The 13,527-nt window shown below is 44.4% G+C and carries 17 protein-coding genes; 13 read left to right on the top strand and 4 right to left on the bottom strand.

The genetic code is table 11. The features are described from left to right. Position 1: 1 nt before the first annotated feature. A complete protein-coding gene (locus C6G87_RS03450) occupies positions 2-562 on the bottom strand; it encodes a pyruvate flavodoxin oxidoreductase subunit gamma (protein WP_104752151.1) in 561 nt (186 codons plus the stop codon). A 157-nt stretch (positions 563-719) separates the two neighbouring features. Between C6G87_RS03450 and C6G87_RS03445 the strand changes: the two genes are divergently transcribed. Then, a complete protein-coding gene (locus tag C6G87_RS03445; RefSeq protein WP_158653085.1) occupies positions 720-1,676 on the top strand; it encodes a glycosyl transferase family 90 in 957 nt (318 codons plus the stop codon). Here C6G87_RS03445 and C6G87_RS03440 read toward each other — a convergent pair. Continuing rightward, positions 1,673-1,939 carry an EscU/YscU/HrcU family type III secretion system export apparatus switch protein gene (locus C6G87_RS03440; protein ID WP_104752149.1) on the bottom strand — a complete coding sequence of 89 codons (267 nt, stop codon included), beginning with the start codon at positions 1,937-1,939 and terminating at the stop codon, positions 1,673-1,675. The genes C6G87_RS03445 and C6G87_RS03440 overlap by 4 nt on opposite strands. Beyond that, positions 1,939-2,562 (bottom strand): riboflavin synthase, encoded by a 624-nt coding sequence (ribE, locus tag C6G87_RS03435; protein ID WP_104752148.1) that lies wholly within the window; start codon positions 2,560-2,562, stop codon positions 1,939-1,941. The genes C6G87_RS03440 and ribE overlap by 1 nt, the downstream gene beginning before the upstream one ends. 93 nt (positions 2,563-2,655) lie before the next feature. Here ribE and C6G87_RS03430 point away from each other — a divergent pair, with 93 nt between their 5' ends. From C6G87_RS03430 to mrdA, 8 genes are read left to right on the top strand one after another with little or no spacing between them, the layout of a single operon-like run. Beyond that, positions 2,656-3,438: a TatD family hydrolase gene (locus C6G87_RS03430; RefSeq protein WP_104752147.1), complete on the top strand. Its 783-nt coding sequence runs from the start codon at positions 2,656-2,658 to the stop codon at positions 3,436-3,438. After that, positions 3,438-4,535 carry a lytic transglycosylase domain-containing protein gene (locus C6G87_RS03425; RefSeq protein ID WP_104752146.1) on the top strand — a complete coding sequence of 366 codons (1,098 nt, stop codon included), beginning with the start codon at positions 3,438-3,440 and terminating at the stop codon, positions 4,533-4,535. Before C6G87_RS03430 ends, C6G87_RS03425 begins: the two co-directional genes overlap by 1 nt. Positions 4,536-4,548: 13 nt before the next feature. Then, positions 4,549-5,511, top strand: coding sequence for a septal ring lytic transglycosylase RlpA family protein (locus C6G87_RS03420; RefSeq protein WP_104752221.1), 963 nt, complete (start codon positions 4,549-4,551; stop codon positions 5,509-5,511). A 30-nt stretch (positions 5,512-5,541) separates the two neighbouring features. After that, positions 5,542-6,090, top strand: coding sequence for a hypothetical protein (locus C6G87_RS03415; RefSeq protein WP_233708983.1), 549 nt, complete (start codon positions 5,542-5,544; stop codon positions 6,088-6,090). Beyond that, a complete protein-coding gene (lptA, locus tag C6G87_RS03410; protein ID WP_104752144.1) occupies positions 6,087-6,614 on the top strand; it encodes a lipopolysaccharide transport periplasmic protein LptA in 528 nt (175 codons plus the stop codon). Before C6G87_RS03415 ends, lptA begins: the two co-directional genes overlap by 4 nt. After that, a complete protein-coding gene (yihA, locus tag C6G87_RS03405) occupies positions 6,601-7,230 on the top strand; it encodes a ribosome biogenesis GTP-binding protein YihA/YsxC (protein ID WP_199767619.1) in 630 nt (209 codons plus the stop codon). Before lptA ends, yihA begins: the two co-directional genes overlap by 14 nt. Beyond that, positions 7,223-7,669 (top strand): hypothetical protein, encoded by a 447-nt coding sequence (locus C6G87_RS03400; protein WP_104752143.1) that lies wholly within the window; start codon positions 7,223-7,225, stop codon positions 7,667-7,669. Before yihA ends, C6G87_RS03400 begins: the two co-directional genes overlap by 8 nt. Beyond that, positions 7,656-9,428, top strand: coding sequence for a penicillin-binding protein 2 (gene mrdA / locus C6G87_RS03395; protein ID WP_104752142.1), 1,773 nt, complete (start codon positions 7,656-7,658; stop codon positions 9,426-9,428). The genes C6G87_RS03400 and mrdA overlap by 14 nt, the downstream gene beginning before the upstream one ends. Positions 9,429-9,477: 49 nt before the next feature. On the opposite strand, the gene C6G87_RS03390 is transcribed toward mrdA, so the two are convergent. Continuing rightward, positions 9,478-9,684, bottom strand: coding sequence for a 2-hydroxymuconate tautomerase family protein (locus C6G87_RS03390; protein WP_104752141.1), 207 nt, complete (start codon positions 9,682-9,684; stop codon positions 9,478-9,480). 854 nt (positions 9,685-10,538) lie between these two features. Here C6G87_RS03390 and C6G87_RS03385 point away from each other — a divergent pair. The 4 genes from C6G87_RS03385 to C6G87_RS03370 all read left to right on the top strand — a co-directional run. After that, a complete protein-coding gene (locus C6G87_RS03385; RefSeq protein ID WP_158653084.1) occupies positions 10,539-11,693 on the top strand; it encodes a tyrosine-type recombinase/integrase in 1,155 nt (384 codons plus the stop codon). Next, positions 11,683-12,630: a hypothetical protein gene (locus C6G87_RS03380; protein ID WP_104752139.1), complete on the top strand. Its 948-nt coding sequence runs from the start codon at positions 11,683-11,685 to the stop codon at positions 12,628-12,630. The genes C6G87_RS03385 and C6G87_RS03380 overlap by 11 nt, the downstream gene beginning before the upstream one ends. Beyond that, the gene (locus C6G87_RS08480) at positions 12,623-13,027 is read left to right on the top strand and encodes a ribbon-helix-helix protein, CopG family (protein WP_158653083.1); all 405 of its coding nucleotides are present in this window, start codon (positions 12,623-12,625) and stop codon (positions 13,025-13,027) included. The genes C6G87_RS03380 and C6G87_RS08480 overlap by 8 nt, the downstream gene beginning before the upstream one ends. Then, positions 13,018-13,527 (top strand): hypothetical protein (locus C6G87_RS03370; protein WP_158653082.1); only part of this gene is annotated, 510 nt, incomplete at its 3' end. The genes C6G87_RS08480 and C6G87_RS03370, both read left to right, overlap by 10 nt.

Below are 13,527 nucleotides of genomic sequence, written 5' to 3'. Positions count from 1 at the left end.
TTTATTGCACTTGCGCGTACGCGTGATCGATGGCAAGCATGTTCGCATCGATCAAAGCTTGGGGCATTTTCTTGCCTAAAACAGCTCTGAAAGTATTTTTGAAGAACTCTAACTCTAGCATGCCAGAAACTTTCATCAGAGCACCCAACATAGGCGTATTGGGGATGGGACGCTTGATAGTATCCATAGCGATTTTAATACAATTGAGGGTGTAAACCTTCTTATTGGCTAGATTGGGCTTTTTTTCGAAAAGCTCTTCTTTGGAAAGGTGGGTTGTGATGATGTAAGTCGTATCGGGTTTTTCGTTCTCAGTGATGTCCGCAATGAAAGTCAGACCGGGATCGATCACCAATACATAATCCGGTTTCATAAACTTCTCATGATTCAAAATGGGCTCTGAATCGATGCGGTTATAGGCTGTCATCGCCGCCCCGCGCTTAGCCGAACCATAGAAAGCAAAGCCTTGCACTTCCTTGCCTGTGGTGGTGAGCACATCAGCTAAACCCTTAGCTCCTGTAACCGCGCCCTGCCCGGCCCTAGCATGCCATCTAATTTCTAGCATTTAGTTCTCCTTGTGGCATCATATGTGTTAAATTGCGTGAGGAATTATACAGGATTTTGAGTAAATCTTGGTTAGTTTGTGCAAAATATAGGAGTTTTTAAGAATGAAATTTTCTCAAAGTGCCTTGTTTTATAACGTAAAATCTCTAGGGGTATGCTTGCAACCCCTTTTGCCTCTGCACCGCTTAAGATGTCAAGCCCACACCCAAAGGTGCCTATCCCAACTAAAAACGCTTTCTGTAAGCACTTTAGAAGTATTAAAACAGCGCTTAACAATGGTGTGCACCTTGCCTCCTCAGACTCATCGCAAAATCCACACACTTTCCCCGCATTTAGACTTTGTACAAGGCATTGCTAAGGGAAGCCGTTATTACTACGACTTTATGACGCATTTTAGATTTTTTCCAAAGAACTTGCGCTACCATCTAGAATATGGCGATGTGAACTACAACTTATTAATTCCTGCTTTTTGTAAGAGTAGACCCATCCCCACTACTCAATATTCCTACAATGTACTCTTTCCTCTAGATACAAGGCGGCATTTCAAGTATATCTTTCCTACTTCTCATCTCCCTTTTGAGGCTAAGCAAAACACGCTTTTTTTCAGGGGTGCATGTATACAGCCCCATCGCATCGCCTTTTTAAAAAAGTTTTTTGATCATCCCTTGATGGATATAGGACATGTAGGCATTCCCCTAGCTCCTCTTACATCTTTTATCAAATCTAAAGCCAGCATTGCTACACACTTAAAACATAAGTTTATTCTTTCACTGGAAGGTTACGATGTGGCTAGCAACCTCAAATGGATTTTAAGTTCTAATTCTATTGCTGTAATGCCCAAACCCAAATTTGAAACTTTTTTCCTAGAGAGTCGGCTAGTGCCCAATGTGCACTATATTCCGATCAAAGACGACTATAGCGACATAGAAACGCAATTAGAATTTTTCACCACCCACCCTAAAGATTGTTTAGAAATTATCGCCAATGCTAATGCTTATGTGCGCGCGTTCTTAAGCCCTATGGAAAACTTGATCGTATTTTTAGTGTTGCGCAAATACTTTTACGCAACCCAACAGATTCAAGTTTCCCCATTAGAACAAAGTCTCTTTGTTTAGCTCATCTGCGCTTGATCTTGAGTGTTTTGTAGCCAAATGAACACTTCCACTACACTAGAGTAAAGTTCAGGTGGGATAGGTGTATCCAAACGCACATCTAACAAAGATTCGACTAAAGCCTTATTGCAAAACAAAGGTATATTAAAAGCTTTTGCCTTGTCCATAATAGCACGCGCAATCACACCTACCCCACTAGCGACCACTTTAGGCGCGCTATCTTGAGAAACATTATAGGCAAGTGCGACTGCTTTAGGGAGTGCCATCAATAGCCCATCACAATGTGATCGAAATCCTGCCAGGTAGATTTAGCATGGTGTGTCGATCCTTTTAGCAAATGTGCTACAGAACGCACTAACATATCACTTTCCAAATTAACGCGCCGTCCCGTTTTGTAGGTTGCAAAAAGCGTGTTTTCAAAAGTGTAGGGGATGATAGTTAAAGTAAAACTATGTGCATGCACTTCGCTAAGCGTAAGACTCACTCCATCTAAGGCAATAGACCCCTTAGGGATGCAGAGCTGGAGAAAATCAGCAGAAGCTTGTACTTCCACACAGACTTGGTTGGCGCTAGGCTTGATAGCTACAATCGTACCAATGCCATCAATGTGTCCTTGTACAAAGTGTCCATCTAAGCGTGAATCAAGTCGCAGAGCAGGTTCGATATGCACGCGCTCCCCCAAAGCGTAATTCTCCAAAGCGATTTGCTCTTGAGTGTGCGCACTCAATTCTAAAGCGAAACCCCCTTTAAAGAATCCAATTGCGGTTAAACACGCCCCATTAACGGCGATGCTATCGCCTAGTTCAGGGCGATAGGAACTAGATATCTCTAAAACATTACGACTAAAGGCTTTAATAGGAGCAATTTGGTGGATCACACCACTAAACATGTTGGGCTTCCTTAAGGCAGATTTAAACCATATCCTCTAGGATTATAATATAATTACCCCAAAATAAGTAGCCCAAATTTGCACGAGGAGTTGATGTTGCAGTGGATAGATACGCATTGCCATTTAGATCACCACCTCTACTATAAAGATGTGGAACAGGTTTTAGAGAACGCGAAACAGGCAGGCATAACGCATGCCATCATTCCCGGGGCAGACCCTAGAGATTTACAAAGAGCTTTGGAGTTGTGTACGCACTATGAAGAGCTGTATTTTGCCGTAGGTGTACACCCCTTGGATTTGGAGCGCTTTGATCGTACAGAACTAGAAAACTACATCCGACACCCTAAGTGTGTAGCTGTAGGAGAATGTGGGTTAGATTACCACCGTCTGGATTCCCAAGATGTTTCTACAAAAGCGCGCCAAAAAGAAGTGTTTTGTACTCAAATTGAACTGGCTTTAATCCATCAAAAGCCTTTGATTGTGCACATTAGGGAAGCTAGTCAAGATGCTTATGATATCCTCAAGGGGCACCAAAACTTACGCGGGGTATTACATTGTTTTAATGGCGATGCTATTTTGCTAAAACTTTGTGAAAACTTTTACTATGGTATTGGAGGCGTGGCAACCTTTAAAAACGCCCAACATCTACAAAATGCCTTGCCTAAAATTCCTTTAGAACGTTTGCTTTTGGAAACAGATGCCCCCTATCTAACTCCTCATCCCTTCAGGGGTACACGCAACGAACCCAAGCACACTACCCTTGTTGCCCAAAAGCTCGCTCAAATCTTGAGCATAGAACCCGTACGCCTTGCGCACATCACCAACACTAATGCCGCGACTCTTTTTGGACTTGCACCTCTTACTAAGGTATCTTAATGGCACGCGTTTTAAAAATTGTAACTACCCTATTAATGGGGTATGCCCTAGCCCATGCCCAACCCATCAACACTGCCCTTAACCTCAAACCTTTAAATGGTTTTGGGGTTGATGCAGAATTTTTAGCCAATGTGGACAATTCCCAAACTTTGCAAAGCGTGCGAGAGGCTTGGGATAAGTTTGTGCAACACTATGACAGCAATGGTGTCTTTATCCCCACGATCAAGAGTATGTTAGCTCAAGCGGATATCCCCACAGAGTTTTTGTTTTTAGCCATGGCAGAATCAAATTTTTCTACTCGCGCCTATAGCGTTAAAAAAGCCGTAGGTATTTGGCAACTCATGCCCGATACGGCTAGGATGTTAGGCTTGGAAGTAAATGCCTACATTGACGAGCGCCGCGATCCCATCAAAAGCACCAAAGCAGCCATTAAATACTTGCGTATACTTTATAAAAAAACAAAACAATGGTATCTAGTCGCGATGGCATATAACTATGGACCCAGAAGGGTGCTAGAAGCGATTCAGGAAGCTGGTAGTGATGATATTAATATTTTGTTAGATGATGAAAGACGCTTTATTCCTAGGGAAACTCGTGGTTATATCCGTTCTATTTTGAGTTTAGCAATTGCCTTTAACAATTTAGATGCGCTGAAACATAAAGAATATTTGCTTAACCGCGGAGCACGTACCAGCTTAGCAAGCCTAAAAATTCAGGGGGGTACTTTGCTTTCTCATGTGGCGCAAGGGGCGCGTCTTTCTTTAGCACAGCTCAAATCTTATAACCATCAGTTCCATTATAATTTTTTACCTCCGGGTAAAACCTACATGGTCTATATCCCCTATGAGAATCTTGCGCATTTCAAACAAAATTATAAACCCAGCCACCCGCTGAGCGCTTTGATCATCCACAAAGTCAGGCCTAGAGAAACGCTTTATTCTATCGCGCGTAAGTTCCACACCAGTGTAGGACTTATCAAAACAACAAACGATCTCAAAGGCACGCGTTTAAGTCGCAATCAAAAGCTCGTCATTCCCATCTTAAGCAAGCAAGATCCCTACAAGGGTTCCAAAAAAGTTGCCCAAAATGAATACTAGAAGTATATGGGCAATGCGCCTGATTACCCTATGGTTGCTGTGGGGCTGTGCACAGGAGCAAAGGGGAGATACACGCCCTTTATTTTCTCATCATGAGAGTTTGCGCGCTTATGACGATGCGAGAGATTTTGGCGTATCAGAGCCTCCCCGCAGACATTCCTTTTGGCATAAACATAAAAGTCCAAAAGAAAATACCTCAACCTCTCCTCAAACCTCAGAATCTCCAGCCAATGTACCTGCTACCAGCTTAACAGCAGGCATGCGCGACTCTGAAGCAATTCAGAGAGCTACAATGCGTCCCTATCGCGTGGGAAGCAAAATGTATTACCCCACGAAGGTCGATGTAGGACAAACTTTTGATGGATATGCAAGCTGGTATGGACCTAATTTTCATGCTAAACGTACCAGTAATGGCGAAACTTACAATATGTATGCGCACACCGCTGCTAATAAAACTTTACCCATGAACACCATTGTCAAGGTTACCAACAAAGATAATAATAAAAGTACAATTGTGCGTATTAATGATCGTGGTCCTTTTGTGGCTAACCGTATTATTGACCTTTCCAACATCGCTGCCCATGATATTGACATGGTGGGTAAAGGGGTTGCACCCGTAAAATTAGAGGTGCTAGGGTTTGGAGGAGTGATCTCCAAACAATATCAAAAGACCCTAGATAAAGCTCCCCAAGCACATGCACTTAAACAAGAATTTAAGGTAGGCGAAAGTGAGAAAAGTGTGAGCGGAGGACATTTTTCCCTACAAGTAGGCGCATTTAGAAGCCAAGAGGGAGCACAAAAAGCACAAACAGATCTAAGAGCCATGCTTAAGAAGCCCTACAATGCTACAATTGTACAAGGTAGCAAGGATAATCAACCCATCTATCGGGTTTTTATTCAAGGATTTCAAAGCGAAGCGGAGGCTAACGACTTTGCTAAGAGCATGGATAAACCTAGCATGTTGGTGCGCGAATAAGTGCGCCCTAATGCGTTATGGGTGTTTTTCATGGGTATGAGTGTTGCGATGGGAGGGTTTGTAGTGTTTTTTCTGCAACCACGCGCAACTGCCATTTTTGATCCGAAGGATTTTGCCAAAATCGAGGTGCGGGGTTTTGAAGCCTATCAAACCAACTCTAAGGGAACGGATTTGAGTATTCAGGGAGCTAAAGCATTGCAATACAGCAATCGCGAAGTACTTTATGATTTTACCCTGAGTAAATACGATCCTCAAGACAAAGTACAAGAACAGGCTAAGGGGGAGGTGATGGTACACCAAAAGGAAATGTACACTTTTCCCAAAGGAGTACTTTATATTACCAGTAGCGGACAGAGTTTTTGGAGTCAATATGGAGTTTACGATCACAGCAAACAAGTTTTTCAGGGAAAAGGGCATTTTACTTTAAGCGGACCTGAAGGTGATATTAATGGAGAAGATATCTTTTATAGCCATGCCCAAGGTCTTTTGCAGGCAAAACGCGTGCACGCGATCATTGACTTAGAGAATAGTAAACATTCTAAACCTCATACGCCCAATGCGAAGGGTTTGAAATTTTGAGATGGTGGGTGTATGGAGTGGCTTTTGTACTTTTGCAAGGCGCACCTATTAAAGAAACTCTAGAAGTGAGGGCAGATAAATTTGTCGCCAATGAGAGAAAACGTATCACCACCATTGAGGGACATGTGCACATTAAAAAGGGTAAAGATACCCTGAATGCCAATAAAGTTATCATCTACACCAACGCCAAGCGTAAACCCATCAAATATGAGGCTATGGGTGCGGTGCAATTCCACCTTGTTACCCAAGATGGGCGCGAAGTGGAGGGGCATTCCGATCGACTCATTTACGATGCAATCAAGCAAGAATACCGCCTTTTGCAGAACGCTGTGGTGAATGAAGTGGGTAAGATTAATTCCATCAAGGGGGAAGAGATTATTTTGAGTAAAGAGCGCGGTTATGCCGATGTATTTGGAGGCAAGGATAAACCGGCTACTTTTGTTTTTGACATGGACGACATTCAACAAGAACAGAAAAAACAAAAGGCACAAAAAAACACACAAGAAAGACATGGGACCCATTAAAATTTTAGAAAGTACCTTTTTGAGAGCGGCAACTAATTTAGCGCAATGTCCCCCCCCAAGCCTGCCAGAAGTTGTGTTTGTAGGGCGTAGCAATGTGGGTAAAAGCACCTTGATTAATACCATCCTAGAGCGCAAGATTGCCAAAAGCTCAGCCACTCCGGGCAAAACTCAAAGCGCAAATTTCTTTAACACGCGTTGGAAGATTTCTCCTGAAGAACAAACTTTAGATTTCGCCTGCATCGATCTACCCGGCTTTGGATATGCTAAGGTTTCTAAAGAGCTCAAGCAACAATGGGCTAAATTTTTAGGTGCACTCTTAACACAGCGTGCCTCCATCAAGCTTGTGCTACACCTCGTTGATTCTAGACATTTACATCTTGAAACAGACAATCAGGTACGCGCCTTTTTAGAAAGCTTCTTGCGCCCCGATCAAACACTGCGACGCGTTTATACCAAGTTTGATAAACTTTCTAAAAATGCGCAACACGCCCTTTACAAAACCCAAAATGCTCCTTTAGTCAGTGCGCAAGGAGTGTTAAATCCCAAGTTTGGTTCGCTACTCAATATACAGCAGACGATCCTAGAAGCTTTATTTTCTAAGAGAATCCATGCTTAAAACCCGGTTTTCAGCAACTTTAATTTTGGCATGGTTGGGGTTTTATCTTTACAGCAACTTAAGGGATATTTACGCATGGCTTCCGCCTATGCTAGGCTTTCTCTTTGCACTTTATAGACACACTTTGATGCAAGAGAGACCTTCAGCGCGTCTTTTGATCTGCATTTTTGCCTGTCTTGCTTCTGTAGAGCTCATCCACACAGAGCCCTTAGGGGTACTGATCTTGCTCTTTACCCTCTATGAAAAATTCATTGTACAACGCTTATTGCGTGCTTTCCAAGAGACTTTTTTTGGCGATCTAGCGCATGCGTTTTGTATCTACACTCTCTACTTTATGTTTCTTGCCATGTTCCACCATAACTACACTATTATTTGGGGCGATGTGCTCAGCTATAGCGTGTTAGAGTTTTTGCTTTGGAGAGTGTATGCAAGGGCTTAGAGTGCGGTTTGTGCTTGGCTTGTTAGGCTTGGTATGGGCTGTGCTAGTGTTTAAAATCTTCATTCTAACCATTAAAACCAATGATTATTTTGAACAGCTTGCGTTGCGCAACATGACTAAAAAAGAAATCTTGGTACCCACGCGCGGAATTATCATGGATCGCAACCACGAACTGCTTGCCATCAACCAATTAGGTTTTAGCGTCTCGCTTTCTCCCGCACTCAAGAGCAAGGTGGTCAAGGAAAAAATAGCGCTCTTAGCGCACTATTTCCCCGATTTGGACAAGGACGATGCGCTGGACAACTACCAAAAACAAAATTCTCGCTATAACCACAATGCGATTCCAATTCTAGATTTTGTACCCTATTCTGCTATGCAAACCCTTTATGCTAAACTTCTACAGATTCCTGACATTGTGCTAGCTCCTGCCAACAAACGCCATTATCCTAACAACGCGCTAGCCTCCCATGCTATTGGCTATTTGGGTGCAGCAGATACCAAAGACATTGCTTCTAATCCCACTAGTCAATACACCCACACCATCGGAAAAACGGGATTAGAAAAGGAATATAACGATCTCTTACAAGGTGAGCTAGGCTATAAGATTGTCAGTGTAAACGCGCTTAACCAAGAACTCGAGGTGCTTGAAAGCAAAGAGCCTAAAACCAATAATGATTTGGTGCTGAGTTTAGATAAACGCCTGCAGCTTAAGGCGGACGCATTCTTTGCCCACAAAAGGGGGGCGATTATTGTGATGGATGTGTATAGTGGAGAGATTTTAGTAGCGGGTAGTTATCCTGAATATAATCTTAATGATTTTATTGGGGGTATTAGCGTTACAGACTGGAAGAACTTGCAAGATGATCCGGGTAATCCCTTGCTTAACCGCCTGATCAACGGGCTTTATCCCCCCGGTTCTGTGGTCAAAATGGGCACGGGACTAAGTTTTTTAGAGAATTTACCCATGAACGAAAACACTATAATTCCTACACCCGGCTATATTGAAGTGGGCAAGCGTAAGTTTAGAGATTGGAAGCCCGGTGGACACCAAGAAGCCAATCTCTACAAAGCCATTAAAGAATCCGTGGATGTATATTTTTATAAGTTCGCTCTAGATTTACCCATTGAAAAGCTCACGAAAACTTTTTCTCAAATGGGTTTTGGTAAAAAAAGTGGAGTAGATTTGCCCAATGAGTTTGTCGGTATTTTGCCCGACCCTAGCTGGAAAATGAAACGCTTTGGCACAATTTGGAATGTGGGTGATACATTGATCACTTCGATTGGGCAGGGTTCTTTTTTAACCACTCCTCTGCAAGTTGCCAATTATACCGCCCTTTTAGCTTCAGGCAAATTACCCACCCCCCACTTTTACCGCAATGGGGATTTCAAACCCAAAGATGTGCTCAATTCTTTCCAAAAATCTAAACTGGCAGTACTCAGAGAAGGCATGCGTGAAGTTTGTGGCGAACAAGGTGGTACGGCTTATAAAAGCACACGTGGGGTGAAAGTGAGCCTAGCATGCAAAACGGGCACGGCGCAGGTGGTGAGTATCGATCAAAACACCACCACACGGATTAAGGAGAGTGAGATGGAATACGCCCAACGCTCGCACGCATGGATCACTGCCTTTCTCCCCTATGAAAACCCTCAGTATGCTATCACAATTTTAGTTGAACATGGGCAGGGAGGAAGCAAGAACGGACCTCTATTAAAAGAAATGGCTAACGCGTTGGTAGACTTGGGCTACATCAAGCCTTAGTAAAAGCAACGCTACCATGGGTTGCAAAGTTCACCTATACCGGTTTCATTCAATGGTTGGCTTTGCGCACCTGTGTGATGCTCTGCCCTCCTAAGCCGTAGTTGTCTGTGTCTATTTCATCAATAATCACCACAGTAGATGCCCTATTTTTATGCAAAACGCGCACTAATACCTCCGTAACTTCAGCAATCAACGCCTCTTTTTGTTCCTTAGTGGGGCCATCTTCTTTAGTGATTTTAATATTGACAAAGGGCATGGTTTTCCTTTAAATTTAAAAGCTCTCCACTTGAGAATATCTGCTTATTTCAAAGACTAGGTACATTAGATATATCTTTAATCAAGCTCTATTAATCTCTTTGTACAGGTAAAAATAGATTCTTAAACTTAATTTAAACTTAATTAAACAAATTTAAGTGGTGCTAAAGACGTAGGTTTAGTGGGTGTTATAATGGCATCCTTTGGTTTAGCAAAAGCGATCATATCTTGCCAATTCTCTAGCGAGTTTTGTGAATTACCTAATTCCTGAGTCATTCAGGTGCAGGGTTATAGTGGGCACAAGTCCCATCGGCTGCTAAAAATGGCAGTAAAGCACTTTGTGTGGAGAACGATGAGAACTATTACATATCACCAGATAGAGAGTATTAGACTTTGTTAATGGCGCACTAAAATGGTACAAAAGCGGACAAGAAATTTATGCCCCCAAGGCGTGGAAAATGTTAGGTTGGGCAGAGATAAGACAATCTACTACCACATCCCGCGTCAATTCTTAGCTTTTGAAACCATGTATCTAAACTCCGGACTATGAAGTTTACCAAATCCCTACCACTCATGTAATCTAAGTGCGTGCGGGGGTTAATCTGATCGCCCTTGTAGGGGGACTTGATACCCCCAAAACCTACCCTTGATGTTCCCCCTAACTCACGCGCCTAAAGCCCTAATTGGGACAAAGGGGGCAAGGGGGGGGTTAGAGGGTAGGGGCTCACCCTGCCAGCCTCTTGAAAAATCCTTAGATTGAGGCGTTAGCAGATCCCCAAGGGGGGGGTGTTTACCTTGAGCCACACCCTCCAAGAGCCGAATTATTTAAGCCAAATTATACAAGAGGAGCAAAACATGATATTCCAACGTAGCGGCATTCTATATGCGGATTTGCGCGTCGATGGCAAGCGCAAGAAAATTAGTCTCAGGCTTAAAGACACCCCCCAAAATCGCCTCAAAGCCCTTGAGCTCATCCCCCATGTTCTGAAAGTCTGCCAGGCTAAAAGCATAGAGGGGCTCCCCATCGAGCGGGTGATGGAAGCCTATTTGGAGCGCAAAAAGGGCTTACGCCCCTCCACACAGCGCAGCCTATTTATGCGGCTTCGCGTGGTGTGCAACATGCTTACTAACAACGATCTCAAGTTCAACATCGCCCAGTTAGACAAAGAGCACATGCAAAACTTCTACAACGCGCTCATCAACAAGCACTACACCAAATCCCACTTAAAAACGCTCACCTTAGTGCTCAAAAGCTTTTTAGAATTCGCCCTTGAGAGCGAATACCTTCCCAAAAACCCCTTTTACTCTCAAAATATCACCAACACAGCTATCTCTGAGGAAGTCCAGCCCTTCAGCCTCCAAGAAATACAACAAATCCTAGAAGCCTGTTCTGATGTGCGCCTAAAAACTTATCTCACAATCGCCTTCTTCACAGGGGCGCGCACGGGCGAAGTGCTCGCGCTCAAGTGGTCCGATGTCAACCTGCAAGAGAACACCCTACATATTGCGCGCACCCTTAGCCAAGATGGGCAGTTCCTCCCCCCTAAAACCCGTAATGGCATCCGCTCCGTAGACCTACTCCCCCCCGTGCGTGCCGCGCTTATCCACTATGCTAAGGTCCATCCTAACCTAGGGGAATTCATCTTTATTGACCCTGATAAAGCGCGCGGGGCTGAGCGTCCTTTATGGCGGGCGTGGAAGCGTCTACTAGCCCGTCTACATATCCCCTATCGCCGCCTCTACACCACACGCCACACCTTCGCCTCTCTCATGCTCAAAGAAAAGGAGGAACCCCTGTGGGTGAGTAAAACCCTGGGGCACAAAGACCTGAATGTTACTTTTGCGCACTATGCGAAGTTCATCCCGCAAAAAGACATCGCCCGCGCCCAGTTCTTAAACTCTAGCGCGCTCGCTTGGGTGCGTCAGCTCACCCCGGAGCGCACCCCTGTACACATCCCCCAAAAACCCAAAAAACCTAAACTTAAAAAAAAGGTGCGCTATGATCGCTAAAACGCTTACCCCTAATGCCCCCTTTGCCAAGCTCTCAAATGCCTTTGCGCAAAACTCTAATCTCTCGCTTGAAGCATTGGGGTTACTCAGCTATCTACTCTCTCTACCCCACACTTGGCAGGCGCGCACAGAACACCTATGCCAACGCTTTAACATCTGTTCTAAGACGCTATGGAAATATCTAAAAGAGCTCATGCGCGCAGGGCTCTTACACATCACCCGCTTTAGAAATAAAAACGGCACATTTGGAAAGATCAAGGTATTAGAAATCACAGATGCCCCCCTTATGGAGCCTAAATTAGAGCCTGAAGCGTGTTCACCGCAAGGAAATTTTTTACCCGTGGAGGAAAACCCCGCGCAAGCCCCTAGCGCACGCACTCCAGAGCCCTATCAACCACAAGGAAAAAAGTTCCTCCCTATAGAAAGAAACATGATAAAGAAACATGGAGAGAGAAGCGCGCGCGCGCAAGAAGAAGATTTGAAGAAGAATCTGCTCTCTTCACAGACCCCCCCCTCTCAAGAAGAAGCTTCTAAAGTAAAATCTTTCTTTCAAAGCTTTCTTCCCTCTTGCTTTAACTTGGACCTTAGCGGGCTAAACCCTCAAGAGCAAGAAGCCTTTCATCGTTTCATTACCTATCGCTCTGAGCGCGTCAAGGTTACATCTTCAATGAAGAAGGCTTTACTTGCCAAGATGCTATCTTTAAAATCTCAAGGTTTAGACTTAGTAGAATGTGTGGCGTTTTCGGTGCGCTGTGGCTTCCTAGACGTGTACGCCCCTAAGAGTCATACCAAAGAGAGGGACAACAAAGCCCGCGAGATCCTAGAGGCTCTGATGAACACTTACGAGGGGCTCACCTATGACAACATCGGGCGTTATCTTTTTAAGCTTTGTGAAGCGGATGTTGTGGAAGAAGAGGAGGAAGAAGGCGATGCCTAAACTCCCCAAAGTGCATACAGGTAGCTTTTTTTTAGAATTTCGGCTTTTGGAATTATTGGACAAGGTCGCCCAGCTAGAAGGGCAGAGTCGGGGCGTGATTGTGGAGCGCGCCCTGCGTTTTTATTTCGCACAAAGGGGTATCTATGACATCCGCACGCAATGGAAGAAGTCCAAAGCGCGCTTGTACAAGAGTGCGCAAAAAGTTTATGTTACACCAAAGCGCCATCACGCGCTTACATCGCGTTGCCAAAAAGCAAAGAATCAGCCAAAACGTCTTGTTGCAGCGCGCCCTCGTGTTGGCTTTCGCCCAGCTTCAAGAAGAAAATCTTTTTGTCCATCATGTTTTGCACAAGCACCAAGACTATTTGAGCACCTTAAAGGAGAGACATGGAACTAGAAGCGACGATCGTCCATAGCGCGATCAATTTCCCCGAGTACCTAGAGGATTTCCTTACAGAAGTGGGGCTAAAGCATTTTGAGCGCGCGCATGTGCGCATACTAGAGTGCATCTTAGGGCTACTTGCGGCAGGGCAGAGTGTGAGTTTAGGCGCACTTAGGGTGAGTTTGGGCGAGGAGTTTTGTACAAGCTCGGCGTTCTTAAACTTGCTACAAACCGAGATCATGCCCGACTACTACAACGCGCGGGAATTGTTGATCCAAGAGTGGCGTTTAAAAGCTCAAAAGCTCTTGGGCGCTGAGCTGATCAAGAGCGCCACGAGGGGGGAGATTTTCGATGTGGAGATCCTCAATAAGCATATGGGCTTAGAATTGCGCCATGAATCCAAGACCTTAAGCGCTTGGATCAAGGAGATCACCGCCGCCCCCCCCATTGAGCGCGTCGCAACAGGCATAGATTTTTTAGATCAGAGTTTTAAGGGGGGGCTAGAAACAGCAACT

Origin of the sequence: Helicobacter baculiformis (assembly GCF_900197685.1) — a bacterium.
In the GTDB taxonomy this organism is placed as follows: Bacteria; Campylobacterota; Campylobacteria; order Campylobacterales; family Helicobacteraceae; genus Helicobacter; species Helicobacter baculiformis.
This window is presented reverse-complemented; position numbering and strand designations above follow the sequence as displayed.

Excerpts from the sequence above, each read along its gene's own strand:
- C6G87_RS03425 (WP_104752146.1), top strand. The coding sequence starts at position 3,438 with ATGGCACGCGTTTTAAAAATTGTAACTACCCTATTAATGGGGTATGCC.
- C6G87_RS03420 (WP_104752221.1), top strand. The coding sequence starts at position 4,549 with ATGCGCCTGATTACCCTATGGTTGCTGTGGGGCTGTGCACAGGAGCAA.
- C6G87_RS03400 (WP_104752143.1), top strand. The coding sequence starts at position 7,223 with ATGCTTAAAACCCGGTTTTCAGCAACTTTAATTTTGGCATGGTTGGGG.
- ribE (WP_104752148.1), bottom strand. The coding sequence starts at position 2,562 with ATGTTTAGTGGTGTGATCCACCAAATTGCTCCTATTAAAGCCTTTAGT.
- C6G87_RS03450 (WP_104752151.1), bottom strand. The coding sequence starts at position 562 with ATGCTAGAAATTAGATGGCATGCTAGGGCCGGGCAGGGCGCGGTTACA.
- C6G87_RS03380 (WP_104752139.1), top strand. The coding sequence starts at position 11,683 with ATGATCGCTAAAACGCTTACCCCTAATGCCCCCTTTGCCAAGCTCTCA.
- yihA (WP_199767619.1), top strand. The coding sequence starts at position 6,601 with ATGGGACCCATTAAAATTTTAGAAAGTACCTTTTTGAGAGCGGCAACT.
- C6G87_RS03385 (WP_158653084.1), top strand. The coding sequence starts at position 10,539 with ATGATATTCCAACGTAGCGGCATTCTATATGCGGATTTGCGCGTCGAT.
- C6G87_RS03430 (WP_104752147.1), top strand. The coding sequence starts at position 2,656 with ATGTTGCAGTGGATAGATACGCATTGCCATTTAGATCACCACCTCTAC.
- C6G87_RS08480 (WP_158653083.1), top strand. The coding sequence starts at position 12,623 with ATGCCTAAACTCCCCAAAGTGCATACAGGTAGCTTTTTTTTAGAATTT.
- C6G87_RS03415 (WP_233708983.1), top strand. The coding sequence starts at position 5,542 with ATGGGTATGAGTGTTGCGATGGGAGGGTTTGTAGTGTTTTTTCTGCAA.
- C6G87_RS03390 (WP_104752141.1), bottom strand. The coding sequence starts at position 9,684 with ATGCCCTTTGTCAATATTAAAATCACTAAAGAAGATGGCCCCACTAAG.
- C6G87_RS03440 (WP_104752149.1), bottom strand. The coding sequence starts at position 1,939 with ATGGCACTCCCTAAAGCAGTCGCACTTGCCTATAATGTTTCTCAAGAT.
- mrdA (WP_104752142.1), top strand. The coding sequence starts at position 7,656 with ATGCAAGGGCTTAGAGTGCGGTTTGTGCTTGGCTTGTTAGGCTTGGTA.